This window comes from Halpernia sp. GG3 (assembly GCF_052976925.2).
The window spans coordinates 201,127-222,342 of sequence record NZ_JBRIIR020000014.1; the positions used below are offsets into that span (position 1 = coordinate 201,127).

20 protein-coding genes and 5 tRNA genes are annotated in these 21,216 nt (G+C 34.1%); 23 read left to right on the forward strand and 2 right to left on the reverse strand.

Features of this window, described 5'->3' with window-relative positions; genetic code table 11:
- Positions 1 to 53: 53 nt before the first annotated feature.
- The 12 genes from rpsU to ACVBED_RS08460 all read left to right on the forward strand — a co-directional run bounded on the left by rpsU (position 54) and on the right by ACVBED_RS08460 (position 9,834).
- Positions 54 to 251 (forward strand): 30S ribosomal protein S21, encoded by a 198-nt coding sequence (gene rpsU, locus ACVBED_RS08405; RefSeq protein ID WP_090079510.1) that lies wholly within the window; start codon positions 54 to 56, stop codon positions 249 to 251.
- A gap of 74 nt (positions 252 to 325) precedes the next feature.
- Positions 326 to 1,210 (forward strand): tyrosine-type recombinase/integrase, encoded by an 885-nt coding sequence (locus ACVBED_RS08410; RefSeq protein WP_473094882.1) that lies wholly within the window; start codon positions 326 to 328, stop codon positions 1,208 to 1,210.
- Between the two features lie 26 nt (positions 1,211 to 1,236).
- Positions 1,237 to 1,527: an HPF/RaiA family ribosome-associated protein gene (locus ACVBED_RS08415; protein ID WP_473094856.1), complete on the forward strand. Its 291-nt coding sequence runs from the start codon at positions 1,237 to 1,239 to the stop codon at positions 1,525 to 1,527.
- Between the two features lie 100 nt (positions 1,528 to 1,627).
- Positions 1,628 to 1,701: transfer RNA gene (locus tag ACVBED_RS08420), tRNA-Thr, on the forward strand.
- A gap of 19 nt (positions 1,702 to 1,720) precedes the next feature.
- Positions 1,721 to 1,801, forward strand: a tRNA-Tyr gene (locus ACVBED_RS08425).
- A 68-nt stretch (positions 1,802 to 1,869) separates the two neighbouring features.
- Positions 1,870 to 1,945, forward strand: a tRNA-Gly gene (locus ACVBED_RS08430).
- Positions 1,946 to 1,990: 45 nt separating this feature from the next.
- Positions 1,991 to 2,062, forward strand: a tRNA-Thr gene (locus ACVBED_RS08435).
- Between the two features lie 73 nt (positions 2,063 to 2,135).
- On the forward strand, positions 2,136 to 2,816 hold the full coding sequence (locus ACVBED_RS08440) for a response regulator transcription factor (protein ID WP_447121417.1): 681 nt from the start codon (positions 2,136 to 2,138) through the stop codon (positions 2,814 to 2,816).
- Positions 2,813 to 4,183, forward strand: coding sequence for a sensor histidine kinase (locus ACVBED_RS08445; protein WP_473094857.1), 1,371 nt, complete (start codon positions 2,813 to 2,815; stop codon positions 4,181 to 4,183). The genes ACVBED_RS08440 and ACVBED_RS08445 overlap by 4 nt, the downstream gene beginning before the upstream one ends.
- 78 nt (positions 4,184 to 4,261) lie before the next feature.
- On the forward strand, positions 4,262 to 5,500 hold the full coding sequence (locus tag ACVBED_RS08450) for a TolC family protein (protein WP_447121419.1): 1,239 nt from the start codon (positions 4,262 to 4,264) through the stop codon (positions 5,498 to 5,500).
- Positions 5,501 to 5,592: 92 nt separating this feature from the next.
- A complete protein-coding gene (locus ACVBED_RS08455; protein WP_447121420.1) occupies positions 5,593 to 6,678 on the forward strand; it encodes an efflux RND transporter periplasmic adaptor subunit in 1,086 nt (361 codons plus the stop codon).
- A gap of 57 nt (positions 6,679 to 6,735) precedes the next feature.
- Complete coding sequence (locus ACVBED_RS08460; protein WP_447121421.1) at positions 6,736 to 9,834, forward strand: efflux RND transporter permease subunit; 3,099 nt, start codon at positions 6,736 to 6,738, stop codon at positions 9,832 to 9,834.
- 67 nt (positions 9,835 to 9,901) lie between these two features.
- On the opposite strand, the gene ACVBED_RS08465 is transcribed toward ACVBED_RS08460, so the two are convergent.
- On the reverse strand, positions 9,902 to 10,591 hold the full coding sequence (locus tag ACVBED_RS08465) for a DUF4394 domain-containing protein (protein ID WP_447121422.1): 690 nt from the start codon (positions 10,589 to 10,591) through the stop codon (positions 9,902 to 9,904).
- Positions 10,592 to 10,916: 325 nt separating this feature from the next.
- On the opposite strand from ACVBED_RS08465, the gene tuf reads away from it, so the two are divergent.
- From tuf to ACVBED_RS08520, 11 genes are all read left to right on the forward strand, one after another.
- Positions 10,917 to 12,104, forward strand: coding sequence for an elongation factor Tu (gene tuf / locus ACVBED_RS08470; protein ID WP_447121423.1), 1,188 nt, complete (start codon positions 10,917 to 10,919; stop codon positions 12,102 to 12,104).
- A gap of 53 nt (positions 12,105 to 12,157) precedes the next feature.
- Positions 12,158 to 12,228, forward strand: a tRNA-Trp gene (locus tag ACVBED_RS08475).
- 12 nt (positions 12,229 to 12,240) lie between these two features.
- Positions 12,241 to 12,447, forward strand: coding sequence for a preprotein translocase subunit SecE (secE, locus tag ACVBED_RS08480; RefSeq protein ID WP_447121425.1), 207 nt, complete (start codon positions 12,241 to 12,243; stop codon positions 12,445 to 12,447).
- Positions 12,448 to 12,468: 21 nt separating this feature from the next.
- Positions 12,469 to 13,011, forward strand: coding sequence for a transcription termination/antitermination protein NusG (nusG, locus tag ACVBED_RS08485; RefSeq protein ID WP_447121426.1), 543 nt, complete (start codon positions 12,469 to 12,471; stop codon positions 13,009 to 13,011).
- A gap of 724 nt (positions 13,012 to 13,735) precedes the next feature.
- On the forward strand, positions 13,736 to 14,179 hold the full coding sequence (rplK, locus tag ACVBED_RS08490) for a 50S ribosomal protein L11 (protein ID WP_447121427.1): 444 nt from the start codon (positions 13,736 to 13,738) through the stop codon (positions 14,177 to 14,179).
- 11 nt (positions 14,180 to 14,190) lie between these two features.
- Positions 14,191 to 14,880 carry a 50S ribosomal protein L1 gene (gene rplA, locus ACVBED_RS08495; protein WP_447121428.1) on the forward strand — a complete coding sequence of 230 codons (690 nt, stop codon included), beginning with the start codon at positions 14,191 to 14,193 and terminating at the stop codon, positions 14,878 to 14,880.
- A 12-nt stretch (positions 14,881 to 14,892) separates the two neighbouring features.
- Complete coding sequence (gene rplJ, locus ACVBED_RS08500; protein WP_473094858.1) at positions 14,893 to 15,504, forward strand: 50S ribosomal protein L10; 612 nt, start codon at positions 14,893 to 14,895, stop codon at positions 15,502 to 15,504.
- A gap of 54 nt (positions 15,505 to 15,558) precedes the next feature.
- Positions 15,559 to 15,927 (forward strand): 50S ribosomal protein L7/L12, encoded by a 369-nt coding sequence (gene rplL / locus ACVBED_RS08505; protein WP_447121429.1) that lies wholly within the window; start codon positions 15,559 to 15,561, stop codon positions 15,925 to 15,927.
- Between the two features lie 151 nt (positions 15,928 to 16,078).
- On the forward strand, positions 16,079 to 16,267 hold the full coding sequence (locus tag ACVBED_RS08510; protein WP_473094859.1) for a hypothetical protein: 189 nt from the start codon (positions 16,079 to 16,081) through the stop codon (positions 16,265 to 16,267).
- A 335-nt stretch (positions 16,268 to 16,602) separates the two neighbouring features.
- On the forward strand, positions 16,603 to 18,957 hold the full coding sequence (locus ACVBED_RS08515; RefSeq protein ID WP_473094860.1) for a hypothetical protein: 2,355 nt from the start codon (positions 16,603 to 16,605) through the stop codon (positions 18,955 to 18,957).
- 59 nt (positions 18,958 to 19,016) lie between these two features.
- Positions 19,017 to 19,559: a hypothetical protein gene (locus ACVBED_RS08520; RefSeq protein WP_473094861.1), complete on the forward strand. Its 543-nt coding sequence runs from the start codon at positions 19,017 to 19,019 to the stop codon at positions 19,557 to 19,559.
- An 84-nt stretch (positions 19,560 to 19,643) separates the two neighbouring features.
- Here the strand turns inward: ACVBED_RS08520 and ACVBED_RS08525 are convergent, their stop codons facing one another.
- Positions 19,644 to 20,471, reverse strand: coding sequence for an alpha/beta fold hydrolase (locus ACVBED_RS08525; protein ID WP_473094862.1), 828 nt, complete (start codon positions 20,469 to 20,471; stop codon positions 19,644 to 19,646).
- Positions 20,472 to 21,216 lie beyond the last annotated feature (745 nt).

Sequence of the window (21,216 nt, forward strand, 5' to 3'; positions counted from 1 at the left end):
TTGCAGAACTAAAATTAAATTGTATTTTTGCAATCCAAAATGAGATGTAAACTATGTTAATAATTCCAGTAAAAGATGGCGAAGCTATCGATAGAGCCCTTAAAAAATACAAACGTAAATTTGATAAAACGGGAACTGTAAGAGCCCTTAGAGGTCGTCAGCAATTTAATAAACCTAGTGTTGTTAAAAGACAAGCGAACCTGAAAGCGTCCTACAAACAAAGATTAATCAGCAAGGAAGAACAAGGATAGAATCCTAGGTTTTTACCTTTTTATTATAAAATCACTTCTTAAATTACTATATTTGAGAAGTGATTTTTTTATTTATGATTCAGAAGTTTTTAGATTATTTAGCCTTAGAGAAAAGGTATTCCACACTTACCGTAAAAAGTTATGCTAAAGATTTACATGATTTTGAAGTGTTTTTGATGGAAACTGAATCTTCTAATGATGTAGTCAATGCGCAAAAAATTATATTTCGCAATTTTATTGTCAATCTTTCGATCAAAAATTATTCTAAGCGAAGTATCAACCGAAAGATTTCTTGCCTGAAATCCTTTTATCTTTTTTTACTAAAAGTTGGTGAGATCACTATAAATCCTACCGAAAGTATTTCCCTTCTTAAATTTTATGCTGAAAAACAAATTCCCATGTCTGTGCACGAAATGTCTGATTTGGAAAAAATTTTCGAGAATAATTATGATTGTCTTAAAGAATGCATTGTTGAGCTTCTCTATCAAACAGGGATCAGAAAGGCGGAATTATGCAATCTTATAAGGGATAATGTTGATTTTGAGAAATTTGAAATTTTAGTGCAGGGAAAAGGTAATAAAACGAGAATTATCCCTGTTTCTGAAAATCTATCCGGAAAATTACAATCTTATTTTAACACCGAAAGAAAGGCACTGAATGATAGTGAGATGTATTTTTTCGTGAGTAAAAAAGGCAAGAAATTAAATGAAAAGTTTGTCTATTCGGTCGTTAATTTCTATCTTAGTCAGGTGACTTTAAAGAAGAAAAAAAGTCCACATATTTTAAGACATACTTTTGCGACGCATATTTTAGAAAATGGCGCTGAAATTAGTAAGATCAAAAAAATAATGGGACATAGTAGTCTGGCTTCTACGCAAGTTTACACCTCAGCGAATATTGAGCAGCTTAAAAAAGTTTTAAATGCTGCACATCCGAGAGCAAACAAGAAAGAGGAATAAATTAATTATAATCAAAATTTATTATTATGAAAATACACGTACAGTCAACTGGATTAACACCACATGCACCGCTTGAAGAACATTTGGAAAAGAAATTAAATAAATTAGATACTTATTATGATAAGGTAATAGATTGTAAAGTGCTTTTAAAAGTGGAAAATACCACTGAAAAAGAGAATAAAACAGCCGAAATCATATTAGCAGTTCCAGGGGATGATATTGTTGTAAAAAAAACCAGCGCCAGCTTCGAAGAAAGTTTAGATCTTTGTGCTGAGGTGGCTAAAAAACTGCTAATCAAGAAGAAAGAATTGGCTTAAAAAAAAATTATAAGAAATACTAAAAAATATTTGTAGATTTAAAAAAAACTATGCTATATTTGCACTCGCAAAAACAGTTAAGTAGTTCTTTAAAATCTTTGCCTCCGTAGCTCAGCTGGCTAGAGCAGCTGATTTGTAATCAGCAGGTCGTGGGTTCGAGTCCCTCTGGAGGCTCATTTAAAAAAAAGATATTGGGGAGATACTCAAGCGGCCAACGAGGACTGACTGTAACTCAGTTGTGTAAACTTCGCAGGTTCGAATCCTGCTCTCCCCACTTTTTTATAGAAGTTTTATTTACAGCGTTTGCGAAACGTTTACCAACCTTTTTTGGAAACAAAAATTGCGGAAGTAGCTCAGTTGGTAGAGCGTCAGCCTTCCAAGCTGAATGTCGCGAGTTCGACCCTCGTCTTCCGCTCCATAAAAAAATCACAAAAGTTTGTTCATTTGTGATTTTTTTATTTTTGCCGACTTAGCTCAGCGGTAGAGTGCTTCCTTGGTAAGGAAGAGGTCACGGGTTCAATTCCCGTAGTTGGCTCATTTTTTTAATCTCTCGTTTCGAGGGATTTTTTTTTGCTTTTATTTCTTAGATTTGTTTTATAATATATGTTATGAAAATACTTTTGCTAGAAGATGACCTTATTTTGTCCACGGAATTAACTAAGTTTTTGGAGGAAAGCGGTTTTGAGGTAACGAAAGTCTTTGAAGGTGATTCTGTTGAGATTGCAATGAAGCAGAATAGTTTCGATATTTTCCTGTTAGATATTAATGTTCCAAAGTTAGATGGTTTGAAAGTCTGCGAGAAAATTAGATCGTCAGAGAAAAATATACCCATAATCATGATTTCTGCATTTGGTGATCTTTCGAGTAAAAAAGAGGCGTTTGGGTTTTTGGCTAATGATTATTTGGTTAAACCTTTTCAGTTCGAAGAATTGTTAATGAGAATAAATTCTTTACTCAGAAGAAAAGACACGAACGATCAATCTTTAGACGATATAATAAAAATTGAAGATCTTTTAATTAATAAAACTGAGCAAAAAGTTTTTAGAAATGGGCAAGAAATCATGCTCACTGTAAAAGAGCAACGCCTTTTGATATTTTTGGCAGAAGCCCAAGGAAGAACGGTTTCTAAGCAGCAGATCACAGAATATGTTTGGGAACATAATTTTAATACAAATACTAATACAGTAGAAGTTTATATTAACTTTTTAAGAAAGAAAATTGATAAAGATTTTGAGTTAAAATTGATCCACACGCGTTCCGGCTTCGGATATTATCTTAGTGCGTTATGAAAAAATCGCTTAGAAGAAAAATTGCGCTAAATCTTAGTTTAGCATTCTCATTGCTTTTCGGCGTAGTTTTTACGGTCATTTATATTTCTTTTAATACTTTTCGGCAGAATGAGTTTAAGGATAGATTTGAGAAAAGACTTGATTTTACCATCAATGAAATTTTACTTTCAAACGAATTTAGTGTAGGCCATCCTATTATTTTTAGTGAAACTGCAGATAATATTATGCTTGCAGAAAATATTATGATTTTTGATAATCAGAAAAATTTGCTTTACAGTACCATCAAAGATCACAGTGTAACCTGGGATAAAGATTTGCTCAGTAAATTAGACAAAAAAAATACGCTGTATTTTGAAAGTGATCAATCTGAAGTTTACGCGGCGTTAAGAGATATTCGCGGCAAGAATTATTATATAATCACGACGGCTGTAGATACCTCAGGTGAGTCTAAGCTAGCCTACCTGAAATATGTTTTATTATTTTCTTATTTTTTAAGTATTCTATTAATTTGGTTTTTAAGTTATTACATCATTGCAAAGTTTCTGGAGCCTTTAGAAAAATTAAAAAAAGAGATCTCAGAAGTAACCGCGCATAAATTAACCACACAAATTCCGATTGAAACTTCGGATGATGAGATTGGGGTTTTAGGTCAATCTTTCAATACAATGATTGTTCGGCTAAATGATGTTTTTCAGTCGCAAAAAGATTTCACCTCAAGTGCGTCGCACGAAATCCGAACACCCTTAACGAGAATGGCTTTCCAAATTGAAAATTTAATTAAATCCGAAAAATATTCGCTTGAAACTTTAGCTGTTTTTTCACAGATCTCGAAAGAAATTTACCAATTATCTGATCTGACTAACTCGCTTTTGATTTTAGCAAAATTTGACAAAGAAAATATTCAAAGTATTTATCAGGAAGTGCGGATTGATGAGATCATTTTTGATGCATATCATAGAGTTGAAAAAAACTTCCCTAATATGAAAATGGATTTTCAAATCTCTGAAAAAAGTCTGGAAACTGCCCAACTGACAATTTTGGGTGTAAAATCTTTGCTGGAAATTGTGTTTATTAATTTATTTAAAAATGCGGCGCTCTACGGCGAAAATGATTCGGTAACGGTTACTATTAATGAATCTGCGGAAAGTTTGAAAGTTGACGTTTTAAGTTACGGCAAAACAATTTCTATTGACGAGCAAAAACGTTTATTTGATTCTTTTATTCGTGGCAGTAATTCTCAGAATATTTCCGGTTCCGGTTTGGGATTAAGAATTGCCCAGAGAATCTTAGAATATCATAAAAGTACAATCATTTATCAAAGCCATTCTGACAATCAAAATATCTTTCAAGTCATTTTTCCGATTTAAGGTTTTAAGGTTTTTTTAATCTAAATTTAAGTTTGTTTTAAGGTTTTCTATTCAATTTTGCCCTATTAAAAGACAATAATGAATAGAATGATTTTGGTGGGTATTTTAGTATCATCAGGAATTTTTGCCCAGCAAAGAATAACGCTGAATTCAGCGGAAGATTCTTTCGTTAAAAATAATTTACAACTTCTTGCACAGCAATATAATCTTTCTCTTGCAGATGCAGATATTATGCAGTCAAAGATTTGGGATCTTCCCCAGGCGAGTTTTGAAGCCAATGCTTACAACCCCGAAAATAAAAAAATTTTTGACCTTGGGCCTTCTAAAAGTTTTGCAGTGCAGCAACTTTTCGTGCTTGGTGGCAGAAGAAAAAATGAGGTAGGATTTTTTAAAAGCAATAAAGAACTAGCAAAACTTCAATTGCAGCAATTATTGGTGCAACTAAGAACGCAATTACGGGAAAGTTTTTACTCAATTTATTTTGATCAACAAAAATTAGTAAGTATTGATAAACAGTTAAATTTCATCACTGATTTAGTTACAGCTTATAAAGTGCAGACTGCAAAAGGAAACATAGCGCTTAAAGATGAAGTTCGCTTACAGGCTATCGTTTTAGACCTAAATAATGAAAAACTACAAATTAGAAACAGCATTTCTACAGAAGTGCAAAATCTGCATATTTTAACGGGAATTACCGGTGATATTTTACCCGATGTAAGTCCGGATGAAGTTTCGGAAATCCTTAAAAAGCAACCTCTGAATTCTCTTTCAGAAATCCAGCAAAAAGCTTTAGAAAATAATGCCGATTATTTATATGCTACCAAAAGCATTGAAAGTAATACGTCTTATTACAAGTGGCAAAAATCTTTGAACACTCCAGATGTTACAGGTGGATTACAATGGAATCAAAATAGTGGCATTTATAAAAATGAAGTCAATTTCACAGTTGGAATCCCAATTCCCTTATGGAAACAAAACGCTGGAAATGTGAAAAAGGCTAAAGCATTAATTGATCAGAGTCAGAAAAATTCTGAAGGTAAAAAGTTGGAAATTGAAAATAATGTAGCTGCAGCGTACCAAACTTGGCAAAATAACTACAATCTCTATTTCAGCATTGAGCAAATTGATATTAACAATTTGAATGCGGTTTATAAAGGAATGCAGGATAATTTTAAAAAAGGAAACGTGTCTTTAATTGACTTTACGGATTTTACTAACAGTTATAAAGAAACGACCTTAAAATTAAATGAAATGCAAAAGCAAGTCGTAATGTCTGCAGAAGAACTAAACCAACTCGTACAAACACCTATTTTTTAAATAATTATGAAATCACCATTAATAAATTTGGAAATCATCAATCAAGACTTGGTGACCCCATTTGGCATAAAAAAAACAATAAAAATATGCAAATGAAAAAGCACTTAGCCGTTATATTGACAATTTTTGTTTTAATAGGCTGTAATAAAAAAGATGAAAACACGGAGGCAGTTCCCGCAAAAGGTTTCGTTATCAGTAATTTAATGATGAAATCTACGACGCTCGCTGCGGTACAAAATCAATTTGTAAATGACGAGCTGGTTTTTTTTGGAAAGATTGCAGCTAATAAAAATCAATACATCGATATTTTTCCACTCGTTGGCGGCAATGTAATGTCAGTAAATGTCGAATTGGGAGATCATGTAAATAAAGGTCAGGTTTTAGCAACCATAAGAAGCACAGAAGTTGCGGGTTTTCAAAGAGATCTAAGTAATGCTAAAACAGATTTAGTAGTTGCTCAAAAAGGCCTTCGCGTCGCGCAAGATCTTTACACTGGAAAATTAAATACCGAAAAAGATGTTTTAGAAGCGAAAAGTCTCGTGCAAAAGGCGCAGGATGAACTGCGACGGTCTCAGTCTGTAAATCAGGTTTATCGTATGAGCAAGGGAAATATTTATTCTGTAGTCTCGCCAATCAGCGGTTTTATCGTTCAGAAAAACATTAACAAAGACATGCAATTGCGAAGTGATCGTACAGATAATATTTTTGATGTTGCAAATACAACCAATGTCTGGGCAATTTTAAATATTAACCAAAGCGATATCAATAAAATTTCTTTGGGGATGAAGGCAGAAGTTTCCACTCTGGCGGCACCGGATAAGATTTTTTATGGAAAAATTGACAAAATTTTTAAAATTATTGATCCCGACACCAATTCGATGCAAGCAAGAGTGGTTTTAGATAATGCAAAAGGTGAGCTTATACCCGAAAGTAAAGCCACTATAAAAGTTTTAAATACTGAAAATAAAACGGCGCTTTCTGTTCCTTCTAATGCTTTGATTTTTGACGACAACCGCTATTTTGTAGTTATTTTTAAAAGCCAAAGTGATGTGAAAGTTCAAGAAGTAAAAGTCGCAAAACAGACGGGTGATATTTCTTATATATCCGATGGACTAATAGAAGGCGACAAAGTGGTGACTAATAATCAACTTTTATATTACCGTTCATTAAGCGAATAATTAAAATTCTAATTAAAAAATACATCAACAAAATCCAGTTGAGTAAATAAAAACTTCATGAATAAATTCATAAAAAATATTATCGCTTTTTCCCTTAAAAATAAGTCATTTACTTTTATTTGGGTGGGATTATTGGCTCTGGGTGGTTTTATTAGTTTTAAAAATATGCCGATTGAGGCATTTCCCGATGTAACTAACACTCAGATTGTCATCATTACCCAGTGGAATGGTAGAAGTGCGGAAGAAGTAGAGCGTTTTGTGACGACACCTATTGAGTTGGCGATGAGTCCAGTGCAAAAAAAAGCAAGTATCAGAAGCACAACCATGTTTGGATTATCCATTATTAAAATTATTTTTGATGATGGCGTTGATGATACATTTGCAAGAAACCAAGTAAATAATCAGATAAGATCTGTGACGCTTCCCGATGGTGCCTCGCCTGGAATTCAGCCGCCATATGGACCGACGGGTGAAATTTATCGCTATATAATACAAAGTCCAAAAAGAGATTCTCGTGATTTACTAACCTTGCAAACATGGGTGATAGATCGTGCCTTCCGTGGTATTCCGGGCGTTGCAGATGTAAATGTTTTCGGGGGTCAAGAGAAAGTATTTGAGTTAAATATCGATCCACGAAAACTTGAACAATATAATTTGACCACTTCTCAGGTTTATGATGCCGTTAATCAGGGAAATCTGAATGTTGGTGGCGATGTTATTGAAAAAAATGGGCAGTCTTTCGTCGTGCGCGGTATTGGATTATTAAAATCAATACCGGATATCGAAAATGTGACGATTCAAAGTGTTCATGGAAATCCGATTTTAGTAAAAAATGTTGCATCAGTTGTTGAAGGTTCGTTGCAAAGAGTAGGGCAGGCCGGTTACAATAACCAAGATGATGTGGTTGCAGGTACAATTGTAATGCGGAAAGGTGAAAATCCGGAAGAAGTATTAAAACTTGTAAAAGCAAAAATTGAAGAGTTAAATAATAAGATCTTGCCCAAAGATGTAAAGCTTATTACCTACTATAACCGCGAAAATCTGATGGATTTCACCACACATACGGTTTTACATAATTTATTGGAAGGAATTATTTTAGTGACGGTCATGGTTTTTATTTTCATGGCAGATTGGCGCACCACATTTATTGTTTCAATCATAATTCCGCTGTCGTTATTATTTTCATTTTTATGTCTGAAATTAGCCGGAATGAGCGCCAATTTACTTTCACTTGGTGCGGTAGATTTTGGGATTATCATTGATGGCGCCGTCGTCATGGTGGAAGGCGTTTTTGTTATGCTCGATCACAAAGCCAAAGAGAAAGGAATGGATCGGTTTAATAAAATGGCGAAGGGCGGTTGGATCAAAACGACCGGAACTGGCTTAGGAAAGGCTATTTTCTTTTCAAAGATAATTATCATTACCTCACTGATTCCTATTTTTTCTTTTCAAAAGGTAGAAGGAAAAATGTTTTCGCCGTTAGCATTCACGCTTGGTTTTGCCTTATTAGGCGCTTTATTATTTACTTTAACACTTGTTCCGGTTTTATCCAATATACTTTTAAATAAAAATGTAAGGGAAAAACACAATCCGTTCGTCAACTTTTGGGACAGAACTGTGGAAAGAGGTTTCAAGTTTACTTTTAGAAATAAAAAAATGAGTTTGTTAGTTGCCATCGGACTTTTGGTGGTCACCTTATTTTCTGCTAAATTTTTAGGAACAGAATTTTTACCCCCTTTAAATGAAGGCGCACTTTGGGTTACTGCAGAAATGCCAATGAGTACTTCATTAGACCAATCCCTTAAAACGACGGATAAACTAAAGAAAGTGATTTTATCATTTCCAGAAGTTACAGGCGTGCTTACACAAACTGGAAGAAGCAACGATGGAACAGATCCTAATGGTTTTGGCTTTGTGCAGTTTGCCGTGAATTTACAACCAAAAGATGATTGGAAACGGAAAATGTCAATGGATGATCTGATTGAGAAAATGGATAATAAATTAAAACAGTATCAGGGAATCACATATAATTATTCTCAGCCAATTTCTGATAACGTTGCCGAAGCAGTCGCTGGTTTTAAGGCGGAAAATGGGGTAAAAATTTATGGTGATAATCTTAATACTTTAGATCAATATGCCAAACAGGTTTTGGCCATAATTAAAAAAGTTCCTGGCATAAAAGAGCCCGGAATTATTAAAAATATTGGGCAACCGGAAGTAAGTGTAATTCTTGACAGAGGTAAAATGGCGCAATACGGCGTCAATCTTGCGGATGCACAATCCGTTTTAGAAACTGCTTTTGGTGGAAAAACAGCTTCAGAATTATTTGAAGGTGAACGGAAATTTGACATCAGAATACGGTATGAAAAGCAATATAGAAAAGATGAAAATGATATTGCGCAATTAATGGTTCCTTCCCAAGCCGGCGCACTAATTCCTTTAAAAGAAATCTGCGTAATTAAACAAGATAATGGTGCTGCTTTTATTTATAGGGATAATATTAAACGTTTTATTGGTGTTAAATTTTCGATTCGTGATAGGGATTTAGGAAGTACGATCGCGGAAGCACAAAAGAAAGTGGACCAAATTAAGCTACCGGACGGTTATAGTTTTGGTTGGACGGGCCAGTTTGAAAATCAAGAGCGGGCGTCGAAAAGATTAGAGCAGGTGGTGCCTATCAGTTTGGTTATGATATTTTTCTTACTCTTTATTTTATTTGGTAATATTAAAGATTCACTGCTGGTTTTGGCTAATGTTCCTTTTGCTTTGATCGGCGGTATAATTGCTTTACATCTCACGGGCATGAATTTCGGAATTTCTGCAGGCGTTGGTTTTATTGCTTTATTTGGAATCTGTATTCAAAATGGGGTACTTCTTATATCAGAATTTCATCAAAATATTAAAGCGGGAATGGCAGTTGCAGAAGGAATTCTGCTTGGTGTAAAAGTTCGAACAAGAGCGGTTGTAATGACGGCGTTAATGGCTTCCGTTGGTTTACTACCTGCCGCACTTTCTACGGGAATTGGTTCAGAGTCGCAGAAACCACTCGCAATTGTTATTATTGGCGGGTTAATTACGGCGACTATTTTAACTTTATTAATTTTCCCTATTATTTTCTGGATTTTTAACAGAACAAAAAAGTCAGAAAAGGTTTAACTTAAAATAATAAAAAAAGCCTGAAATAATAATTATTTCAGGCTTCTTAATGAAAATTTAATTTAAACTAGAATCCCAATCCTACAGAAAATCCTCTCACGGAATTTGGATAGGTTGCTATCGAAGTAGCGACGTCTGTGCTGGTGTTCACGGTAAAAATTTTATTGTCAGTACCAACAGATGCTAATAAATAAGCTTTCTGACTGGTGCTTCCAATATCAAAACCATTTGCGGCAGTGATATTGATACCTAATGGACCTACGTCTGCCAAACTTCCGGCATTCGGAGGATTTTGTAAATACAGTCTATCAGTTATATGATCTATTACAAAAAGCGAGGTAGTGGTTGCTCCTGCAAAATTATTAGAATAAAAATCTATCGAGGCTGTAGAACCCGATATTGCGGGTGTGAAAGCTGTTGTGCTAAAAATTCTAGCTGAAGCTGTTGTGGTATTTATAATATAGAATTTACTTGCATCAGATACGGCATAAAGTTCGCCAGTGGCTGGTCGAAAATCGATACTAAGAATTTTTTCTCCAGCGACCAGACCTGTTATCGAGATCTTTGAGGAAAAGACAGCTGGTTTATTAGTATTAAAAACTACCAACTCATTTGACTGAGTAAGACCATAGGCCACGGAATCTGGACCAACATTTAGTGACAATTGCAATGCCATGGGATCTAACATTTCATTTTTGCATGAAATTGTCGAGACAAGTGTCAGAGTTACAAAAAGCGTTTTAAATAAATTTTTCATTTATTTTAAGTTTTAATGTAAATTAATGATATAAGGTGCAATTATTTACGACAAATTTTCATTGATAGATTTATATAATTTAATTAATAAAAAAAATTGAATATTAATTGATTATTTAGCATTTTATTTCTTGTTTCAAACTTTGATTTTAATTTCTAAAAATTTTTGTATTTTTGCACTTTAAATTTTTCAACAGAGCACAAGGCGGTAAGTTTGAATGTTAAAAATTATTAAATTGAACTTAATAATTTTTTTTATTCAAAATTTCACTATATTTGCGCACTGAAAAAATCAATTAAGTAAAATCAAAATAAATATTTAAATCATGGCAAAGGAAACGTTTAATCGTAACAAACCCCACTTGAACATTGGTACTATTGGTCACGTTGACCATGGTAAAACAACACTTACTGCAGCAATCAGTAAAGTATTATCTGATAAAGGATTCGGAACTGCGAGAGATTTCTCTTCAATCGATTCTGCACCGGAAGAAAAAGAAAGAGGTATTACAATCAATACTGCTCACATCGAGTATGAAACTGCAAATAGACATTATGCGCATGTTGACTGTCCAGGTCACGCGGATTATGTAAAAAACATGGTAACTGGTGCTGCTCAAATGGACGGAGCTATTTTGGTAGTTGCGGCTACTGACGGACCAATGCCACAAACAAGAGAGCATATCTTACTTTGTCGTCAGGTAAATGTCCCTAATGTACTTGTATTCATGAATAAAGTGGATATGGTAGATGATGAAGAATTATTAGAATTGGTAGAAATGGAAGTTAGAGAACTTCTTTCCTCTTACGATTACGATGGTGATAATTCCCCAGTAATCCAAGGTTCTGCTTTAGGTGGTCTAAATGGAGATCCAAAATGGGTAGCGAAAATTGACGAATTAATGGAAGCTGTTGATACTTGGATTGAATTGCCAACCAGAGATGTTGACAAACCATTCTTAATGCCAATTGAAGATGTATTCTCTATCACAGGCCGTGGTACTGTAGCAACAGGTAGAATTGAAGCAGGTGTTATTAACACAGGTGATGCAGTTGATATCGTTGGTATGGGTGATGAAAAATTAACATCAACTGTAACGGGAGTAGAGATGTTCCGTAAAATATTGGATAGAGGTGAAGCAGGGGATAATGTAGGTATCTTATTAAGAGGTATTGAAAAAGATGATATTAAAAGAGGGATGGTAATTGCGAAAGCAGGTTCTGTAACTCCACATAAAAAATTCAAAGCTGAGGTTTATGTTCTTTCAAAAGAAGAAGGTGGGCGTCACACTCCATTCCACAACAAATACCGTCCACAGTTTTATGTAAGAACTACAGACGTTACAGGTGAGATTTTCTTGCCAGAAGGTGTAGAAATGGTAATGCCGGGAGATAACTTAACTATTACTGTTGAATTATTACAGCCAATTGCATTAAACTTAGGTTTAAGATTTGCAATTAGAGAAGGTGGTAGAACAGTTGGTGCTGGTCAGGTAACTGAGATCTTAGACTAATTTACATTAAATAAAAAAATTCCGCCGGGAAACTTGCGGAATTTTTTTAATCTACGGGCATCGTCCAATGGTAGGATACCGGTCTCCAAAACCGTTGATCTGGGTTCGAATCCTAGTGCCCGTGCAAAATATTATTATGAGTTCATTAATAGAATTTTTAAAAGGTTCTTATACAGAATTTACCACAAAAGTAGAGTGGCCGAAATGGCCTGAATTACAGTCTTCCACTATAGTTGTTGCAGTGACTTCAGTACTGTTAGCCCTGTTTACGTTTGCAGTAGATTCAGCATTTAGCACATCTATTAAGAATGTGGTAGGTAGCTTAATTAACCTGTTTCATTAAAAATATTATTTTCCAAAAGAGATGAGTGAAATAAACTGGTACGTCCTAAAATCCATTAGCGGGCAAGAAAATAAGGTGAAGACCTATATTGAAAATGAAATGAAAAGGCTGGGTTTCGAAAGCGACGTTACCCAAGTAGTTATCCCGATGGAAAAGGTGATCCAGATGAGGAATGGTAAAAAAGTTCCGAAGGAAAAGCCTTATTATCCTGGATATTTAATGGTAGAATCTAATCTGAAAGGTGAAATCCCTCATATTATTAAAAATATACCTGGTGTTATTTCTTTTTTAAGTTTGACAAAAGGTGGTGATCCAGTTCCAATGCGTAAATCTGAAGTTAACAGAATGCTCGGCAGAATGGATGAATTGTCAGAATTTGCTGTTGATATGGAAATTCCTTTCATCGTAGGAGACAGTGTAAAAGTAACAGATGGTCCTTTTAACGGATTTAATGGTACTGTAGAAAAAATTCATGAGGAGAAAAAGAAAATTGAAGTTTCAGTAATGATTTTTGGTCGTAAAACACCAATGGAACTGAGCTTTATGCAGGTAGAGAAAGTTTAATTTCTATTTTAAATATATTAAATACCGTTCATTTTTGAGCGGTATTTTTTTTATGTAAAAATAGAACTGCTGTCTACAGCAGAAATATTAATGATAAAATCTTCAGGCAGTTTTTTAACAGGATCTTAACGATTCAAAGTCAGGATAAAAAAACGGTAAAAAAGTTTTTAGTCAACTAAAGTTTTTGGCTAAATAATTTACATGAGAGCTATTAAATAAAAAAAATCCCGAGAATTTTCTAATTATCGAAATTTTGAAGTATTAACAGCTAAAACTGAGGTTAAAATAATATTTATAAGAGTGTGAAGTTCTATTCAATAAACCAAATATTATCACGTATTATGATACAAAAGAACAGTTCATTTTCTGTCACGAAAAAACAAATAACTCTTTTTAAATCTTTTTTAAATCTTTTTTGAATTATAAAGGTTTTACAGGGTTCAATTGAAATTTTCGAAATTTTGTTCAATCATCTTTTGAATTGATGCTATTAAATAGAAAAATAATCCAGGTTTAAGATCTAAAAGCTAAAATTAAGAAAGCCAAGTAAATATGTAAAAAAAATTAGATAAAATATGTAATTTGAAATGGATTTCACTTGCGTAATCAAAAAATAGTCTTAATTTTGCAGTCCGAAATGTAGAGTTACCAAATGCTATGGTAAACTGCAGATTTATAAATGCTTCCACATTCATAAATTATTAATTTTTTTAAAAAAAAGAAAATGGCTAAAAAAGTCTTTAAAATGGTGAAACTCCAGGTGAAAGGTGGCGCTGCCAATCCTTCCCCACCAGTTGGCCCAGCTTTGGGTTCTGCAGGTGTGAACATCATGGAATTTTGTAAACAATTTAATGCTAGAACGCAAGATAAAGCTGGTCAAGTTTTACCAGTTTCTATTACGGTTTACGAAGATAAATCTTTCGAATTTGTTATTAAAACTCCTCCAGCAGCGATTCAGTTGCTAGAAGCGTCTAAACAAAAGAAAGGTTCTGGTGAACCAAACCGTGTAAAAGTTGGAACTGTTTCTTGGGCACAAATTCAAAAAATTGCTGAAGATAAAATGACAGATCTTAATTGCTTTACAATGGATTCTGCGCTTACAATGGTTGCAGGAACTGCAAGATCTATGGGTTTAAAAGTATCAGGAACTAAACCAACTAACGCTTAAAACTAATAGAAATGGCAAAAATTACAAAAAAGCAAAAAGAAGCTTTAAGCAAAGTAGACAAAAATAAAATCTATAATATCGAAGAAGCCTCTTCTTTAGTTAAAGAAATAAATACTACAAAATTTGACGCATCTGTTGATATCGCTGTAAGGTTGGGTGTAGATCCAAGAAAAGCAAACCAAATGGTGCGTGGTGTAGTTTCATTACCTCACGGAACTGGTAAAGACGTAAAAGTTTTGGCCTTGGTTACTCCTGAGAAAGAAGCCGAAGCAAAAGAAGCTGGTGCAGATTACGTAGGTTTAGATGAATATTTACAGAAAATAAAAGAAGGCTGGACGGACGTTGACGTTATCGTTACTATGCCTGCTGTTATGGGTAAATTAGGACCTTTGGGTAGAATTTTAGGCCCAAGAGGTTTAATGCCAAACCCAAAATCTGGAACTGTAACAATGGATATTGGTAAAGCAGTTGCAGAAGTGAAAGCTGGTAAAATCGATTTTAAAGTTGACAAATACGGTATCATTCATGCTGCGATTGGAAAAGTGTCTTTTGATGCTCAGAAAATTAAAGAGAATGCGATTGAATTAATTCAAACTTTGAATAAATTGAAACCGACTGCAGCGAAAGGAATTTATGTAAAAAGCATTTACATGTCTTCTACAATGAGCCCGGGAATTGCAATTGATACTAAAACAAACTAAACCTGAGAAACAATGACTAAAGAAAAAAAAGTAACTGCGATACAGGAAATAAAAGATTTGTTAAAAGATGCGAAGAATGTTTATGTAGCAAACTTAAATACTCTAAACGCGGCAACAACTTCAGAATTTAGAAGACAGGCTTTTAAAAATAATATCACGTTAAAAGTAGTAAAAAATACTTTACTGCAAAAAGCGATGGAGCAAACAGAAGGAACAGATTATTCTGAAATGTTTGAAACATTTAAAGGAAATTCTGCCTTATTAATTTCTGACATTGCAAATGCACCGGCTAAATTAATCAAGACTGTCAGAAAGAAAGGTGATTATCCTGCTTTGAAGTCTGCTATTTTAGATGGTACAGTTTACGTTGGTGATGAAAACCTAGAGATACTTGCAAACATTAAATCGAAAGAAGAAATGTTAGGTGAGATCATCGGTTTACTACAGTCTCCAATTAGAAACGTAATTGCAGCGTTGCAAAACCAAGACAAAATGAAAGGCGGAAGTGCTGAAGCAGAAACTACTGAAGAAGCAAAACCAGAGGCAATAGTTGAAACTGAGAAACCAGCAGAAACTGCAACTGAAGAATCTGCAAAAGGAGAAGATACTCCGGCTGCAGAATAAATAATACTCAAAATAAAATCAATAAATCGTTTAACAACAAAAAACATTATTAAAATGTCAGATTTAAAAACTTTAGCGGAATCGCTAGTAAACCTAACGGTAAAAGACGTAAATGAATTAGCAACTATCCTTAAGGATGAATATGGTATCGAACCAGCTGCTGCAACTGTCGTTGCAGGAGGAGGTGCAGGTGCTGAAGCAGTTGAAGAGAAAACAGAATTTGATGTAATCTTGAAAGCAGCAGGTGCTTCAAAATTAGCTATCGTGAAATTAGTGAAAGACTTGACAGGTGCAGGTTTGAAAGAAGCTAAAGATATGGTAGATTCTGCTCCAACAGCTATTAAAGAAGGAATTCCTAAAGATGCTGCAGAAGCGTTGAAAAAACAATTAGAAGATGCAGGTGCAGAAGTAGAATTAAAATAATTCTTTCTCTCACTTATTTATAAAGACCCTTTCGAAAGAAAGGGTCTTTTTTATTTAAATCAGTAAATGAATAATAACCATTCCCTAAAACTCCTTTAGCCGCATAATTTCTGCAGACGGTGTTTTAGTGTTAGAATCTTCTAATTTAGCAATGGTCCTACCAACCGTTTCCGATGTTGCAAATATCCCGAGTCCTTCGCCTGGAATGATGGTCTACGTCAACAAAACTGGTGCGAAAAGATCTGCTGTTTACAATGGAAGTAATTGGAGCTTTTTTAAACCCTTAAAATATTTCCGTGTCAATCAAAGCAGACTTAGAAATAAGACTGCTTTTTTTTAAAAAAATATTCGTTTCGCAAATCCTTAATTTATATCATTTCGTAAATGCAATTTTCAATTATTGTTTTAGGAATTATATTGAAAATTATTACGAAAAATTTAATTAAAAATAATTTATAATATTTTGGCATAATTATTGAAAATCAAGTTTTTTTTAAAAGTTAATTCTAAATTTTTCCTAAAAATTATTTATGATACGAGCTTCGATGTAACATATTTGAGACTGTTTACTATTTAGTAATGACGAGATAGTTATTTTTAAAGCCGCTTATAATTAAACAAAATCAATTTGAAAGGAAAATATACATAGACAAATAGAACACAACACAAATCCAGGTGAAAAAAAATTATTTTATTACAGCATTAATCTTACTGATTAGTGTTTACGTTTATGGTCAAAACGGCTATATATACCTTCATAAAAAAGCGATCAGTGAACTAGCATCTCAAAATTTTACATTTACTTTATCGCAGGGAGTTTTACCACTCAGAACTTTTGCGCTTAATGATCAACCTGATGCGCTCAATGCCTTTGACTTAGGTAATAGTCAAGGTACTGGGCAAGGTCAATTATGGGCAGTTATCAACGATGCGAGCGCGAGTGGTACAACTCATAATGTTACCGGTTCTTTATATACAAGACTTAGTAATACTGCGCAATGGATTGCAACAAATGTTACTGATGCAAGATCAGTGGATGGGATTGCTGCAAATTCGGCGTTGTATTCTGATAGTATTGGTGCAGTTTATATTTATATTGCCGGTATCTCTACCAAAATTTGGACGCCAGGGTCAAATGGAAATATTCAGATTGTTGATGTTGCCTCCGGTGGTTTGGGGGGTGTGATAGCTGTCACAGGAAATAACGGAAAAATTTATAAGTACACGGGCAACGGAACGAATGATAGTTGGTCGGTTTATTCATCTTCAACCATAATTGGCGCAAGCAGGTTAGACATTAATCCAACCACTCAAGAGATAGATTTTATTCAAAATAATGATTTTAAAATTTATAAGTTGCCAAGTGCAAATTCTGCAACTAATCCTACAACTATTGATGGACCTAGCAATACTACATTGGTAGGTATTAGTCTTCGCGACATTGCGGTAAGTAATGATGGTACCATTTATTCTAATTACACAAACAGTATTAGTAGCAGTAATGTTTTTGAATATACCACCAGCTGGGCCGATAATCCAAGATCCAGAAGTTTGAGTGGTCTTACGGCTGGCTTAGGAAATCAAGTTTGGGGTATAAATAAAGTAAATCCTGACTTAATTAAACACAGTATTTTTGCACGGGTAAGCAGTGGACTTTGGCTGGATGACGAAAGAGTTCGTACAATTACTGCCAATGGAAATTCTATTATGATACCTGTCCTTCCGGGAACTTATACTTTACAGGAAACCGGCAATAATGGATGGAATAATAGTGAGATTTCTATTTATGACCCTACCAATAATAGTTTTTCAAATCTTGCAACATCTACTTCAACCATTAATGTTGCTGCAGATGAAGTTGTAAATGTTGTTTACTCGAACGCCGTTACAAATCCAATAGTTTCACCAGCAATTTGTGGCACCAATTATCTCATCAATTTTGGAAATGGATCTTCTGCCTATGGATCTGCATTAAATGGTTTTACATCTTATCATTATGCGGCTAAAGGAGTTTTAGGGGATGGTTATTATTCACTAGTTAAAAATAGTGCGGAGTGGTTTGGTAATGGTAATTTAACCTTACAAAATCATACGCCGAACGATCCGAATGGTTATTTTGCGATGTTTAATGCTTCATACAATACCGATGATTTTTTTAGACAGACAGTTAAAGGTCTTTCGGTTGGCACTGTGTATGAATTTGCTTTTTGGGTTGCAGATCTTTCTCCAGCGACTGGGATTAGACCAAATGTTACAATGGGAATTGTAGATCCTACCACTGGAATATTGATCAATTCTATTAACACGGGCGACATTACCTCAACAGTTTGGAAGCAATATAAATTTAATTTTACTGCAACGTCAACAACAGGCGAAATATTTTTAAAGAATAATTCTATTGGCGGATCAGGAAACGATTTAGCTATTGATGACGTAACATTTTCGCCTGCGCCTTTGCAACTTGATGATAATACAACAAGCACTACGTCATTGTGCAGTAATAAAAGTGTTCCCGATCAATATACTTTCGGTAATACAAAAGCTGGTGGAACGTGGAGCGTTGACCGTTCAGATTTACTAATAATTAATTCCGCAACTGGTGTCGCCTCCACTATTTTTGGCAAGATCGGAACTGCAATTATAACTTATTCCTACACCAGTCCAAGTGGTTGTTTAAGTACAAAAAGTATAACAGTAAATGTTGGAAGCTGCGCTTGCTACGCTGATGCAAGTACTGCGTCAGAAGTAGGAAAAACAAAGCATGGTATCACTCTATTGCAGAGGGCTGGCGTTGATAACGGTAACTGGCCGATGATTCGAAAATCAGCACAAACTGTTTTAGAATCAAATAATAAAGGTTTTGTTATTACCAGGATGACCAGTGATCCAGCTCAGACAGCCGCCGCCAATTATATTTCTAATATTACAAATCCACAGGATGGAATGATGGTCTATGACACTTTTGCTAAATGTTTGAAGTTGTATGATGGCACCACTTGGAGCTGCTTTAATACACCATCTTGTCCATAAAAATCTGATCTCTATTATCATAAATATTTAGCAATGGCTAGATTTAAATTTAAAATCAAATGAAAAAATTATTAATTATATTTCTTGTAGTAATTACAACTTCTGCTTATGCACAAGTTATCATTGGCGATGCAAAAGGAACTGCGCCTATAAAAACATCTGTTTTATTAGAATTTGCTCAAAACCAAAATAAAGGTATCATTGTTCCTTATGTAAGAAATCTTCCTACTGCTGCTGCGCTTGTCGGTGGTTCAATAATATTGGATGCAACAGTGCAGACTGCTGCAAGAATGAAATTTTACAATGGAACAAGCTGGATAGATCTAAGCGGTCAGGGCGCAGATATTACATTAACTTTGGTAAATCAACCTACGGGTGTAATAGAAGCTTCAACTTCAAAAGCAATTATTGGTGCTTCTACGAGCTCTGCAGACGGTGTTTTAGTGTTAGAATCTTCTAATTTAGCAATGGTCCTACCAACCGTTTCCGATGTTGCAAATATCCCGAGTCCTTCGCCTGGAATGATGGTATATGTAAATAAATCTGGTTCCAAACGACTCGCAGTTTACAACGGTAAAAAATGGAGTTTCTGGCAATCTTAAGAAATTTGTTTGAACTGATTTAATATAAAATCCACTTTAATTAATTAAAGTGGATTTTCTTTTTATAATTAATTTTAGTGTGATCTAACTTTGTAAAAAGTCAACCAGTATTTTATTCAATTCTGCTGTGTGCGTTACATTTAAACCGTGTGGCCCATCGTTTATTATTTTAAAAATATTGTCCACAATTCCAGCCGCAGCTTGTTTTCCAGCTGTTTCTATTGGAACGATTTGATCTGCATCACCATGAACAATTAATGTTTTCACTTTTATATTTTTTAGTTCTGATCTGAAATCTGTGCCAGCCCAGCTTTCCGCAGTTTTAATAGTTGCTAAAGGAGAAGCATGGGAAGCGATACTCCAATCGTAATCCAGTTGTTTTTGGCTAACAGAATGTTTTAATAATCCAAAATTATAAAAGTTTTTATGAAAACCTTCCAGGAATGTTACGCGGTTATTTTTGACCTCGTCCAAAATTCCCATCAAATTCTTCTCTGGAACGCCACTACGATTATCTTCCGTTTGCTTAACGATCGGAATAATAGATGATATTAATCCAACTTTCGCAACATTATCACAACCAAAATTAGTCAGATATCTTACAACTTCACCACCACCCATTGAAAAGCCAAATAAAATCACATCTTTAAGGTGTAGTTCTGTAATTAAATTGTGTAGATCATTTGTCAGCGTATTATAGTCAAATCCGGAGGTTGGGAAAGAAGATTTTCCAAAACCACGTCGGTCATAGGTGATAACTCTATAGCCTAAATCTACTAAAACAGGCACTTGTAATTCCCAGGATTTACTGCTTAGTGGCCACCCGTGAATTAAAATAATTGGTTGACCAGAGCCATAATCTTCATAATAAATTTTTAGATCGTTTTCATTTTCTGATTTAGTGTACGGCATAATTGTATTTTTTTTATTTTAACCAATTTTTACGCCAACTAAAATCAAAGTCTTTAATTAGTCATTAAAAATTACTGCTTTTAAGTGATTAAAAACCCTTGCGAAAATTGTATTAAAATATTTAGCTTTTTTCAATGGCAATTTTTAGATTATTAAAAAAGAAAGAACTTTAAACTAGTAAAGTTCTTCTAGAAAAACCACTGAAAATTTTCTAGTTAAACTAATATCGCAATTTTTCGCCTCCAAGGAAGGGAGTCATAAGCATCAAATAAACTACGATCTCTAAAGCCTTATCTTCATCTCTTTAAGGGTATTTCATAAAATAAATTTATGCGACTTCTGTTTTGGGAAGAATAAAAATTAAGTATATACTGTACATTATAAATCTACAGTAAAATAATTATTAAAAACATAAAATTATTACTAATATTTTTGAATTTAACATTTAAATATCTACTTTTTCACTTCTGTTTTAAAGCCTATACATATCTTAATTATCCAAAATCAATAATGACTTTTTATAATTAATTAAAAGGCTTTTGTGGATTTTGAGAGATAAATCTATTTAAAAGCCTAATTCAGAAAAATATTTTACATTACTCCGTGAAACATATGCCGGTGATCAGTTGGGGCTCAGATTAATGACTAATCATTACACAAAAAGACTTTAGAACATTGCTCACAAAAAGTATTCGGGCTTCAAACACCATTCAATTCTTTTAAACGAATTTTTAAATCTATAATC

Excerpts from the sequence above, each read along its gene's own strand:
- rpsU (WP_090079510.1), top strand. The coding sequence starts at position 54 with ATGTTAATAATTCCAGTAAAAGATGGCGAAGCTATCGATAGAGCCCTT.
- ACVBED_RS08410 (WP_473094882.1), top strand. The coding sequence starts at position 326 with ATGATTCAGAAGTTTTTAGATTATTTAGCCTTAGAGAAAAGGTATTCC.
- ACVBED_RS08415 (WP_473094856.1), top strand. The coding sequence starts at position 1,237 with ATGAAAATACACGTACAGTCAACTGGATTAACACCACATGCACCGCTT.
- ACVBED_RS08440 (WP_447121417.1), top strand. The coding sequence starts at position 2,136 with ATGAAAATACTTTTGCTAGAAGATGACCTTATTTTGTCCACGGAATTA.
- ACVBED_RS08445 (WP_473094857.1), top strand. The coding sequence starts at position 2,813 with ATGAAAAAATCGCTTAGAAGAAAAATTGCGCTAAATCTTAGTTTAGCA.
- ACVBED_RS08450 (WP_447121419.1), top strand. The coding sequence starts at position 4,262 with ATGAATAGAATGATTTTGGTGGGTATTTTAGTATCATCAGGAATTTTT.
- ACVBED_RS08455 (WP_447121420.1), top strand. The coding sequence starts at position 5,593 with ATGAAAAAGCACTTAGCCGTTATATTGACAATTTTTGTTTTAATAGGC.
- ACVBED_RS08460 (WP_447121421.1), top strand. The coding sequence starts at position 6,736 with ATGAATAAATTCATAAAAAATATTATCGCTTTTTCCCTTAAAAATAAG.
- ACVBED_RS08465 (WP_447121422.1), bottom strand. The coding sequence starts at position 10,591 with ATGAAAAATTTATTTAAAACGCTTTTTGTAACTCTGACACTTGTCTCG.
- tuf (WP_447121423.1), top strand. The coding sequence starts at position 10,917 with ATGGCAAAGGAAACGTTTAATCGTAACAAACCCCACTTGAACATTGGT.
- secE (WP_447121425.1), top strand. The coding sequence starts at position 12,241 with ATGAGTTCATTAATAGAATTTTTAAAAGGTTCTTATACAGAATTTACC.
- nusG (WP_447121426.1), top strand. The coding sequence starts at position 12,469 with ATGAGTGAAATAAACTGGTACGTCCTAAAATCCATTAGCGGGCAAGAA.
- rplK (WP_447121427.1), top strand. The coding sequence starts at position 13,736 with ATGGCTAAAAAAGTCTTTAAAATGGTGAAACTCCAGGTGAAAGGTGGC.
- rplA (WP_447121428.1), top strand. The coding sequence starts at position 14,191 with ATGGCAAAAATTACAAAAAAGCAAAAAGAAGCTTTAAGCAAAGTAGAC.
- rplJ (WP_473094858.1), top strand. The coding sequence starts at position 14,893 with ATGACTAAAGAAAAAAAAGTAACTGCGATACAGGAAATAAAAGATTTG.
- rplL (WP_447121429.1), top strand. The coding sequence starts at position 15,559 with ATGTCAGATTTAAAAACTTTAGCGGAATCGCTAGTAAACCTAACGGTA.
- ACVBED_RS08510 (WP_473094859.1), top strand. The coding sequence starts at position 16,079 with ATGGTCCTACCAACCGTTTCCGATGTTGCAAATATCCCGAGTCCTTCG.
- ACVBED_RS08520 (WP_473094861.1), top strand. The coding sequence starts at position 19,017 with ATGAAAAAATTATTAATTATATTTCTTGTAGTAATTACAACTTCTGCT.
- ACVBED_RS08525 (WP_473094862.1), bottom strand. The coding sequence starts at position 20,471 with ATGCCGTACACTAAATCAGAAAATGAAAACGATCTAAAAATTTATTAT.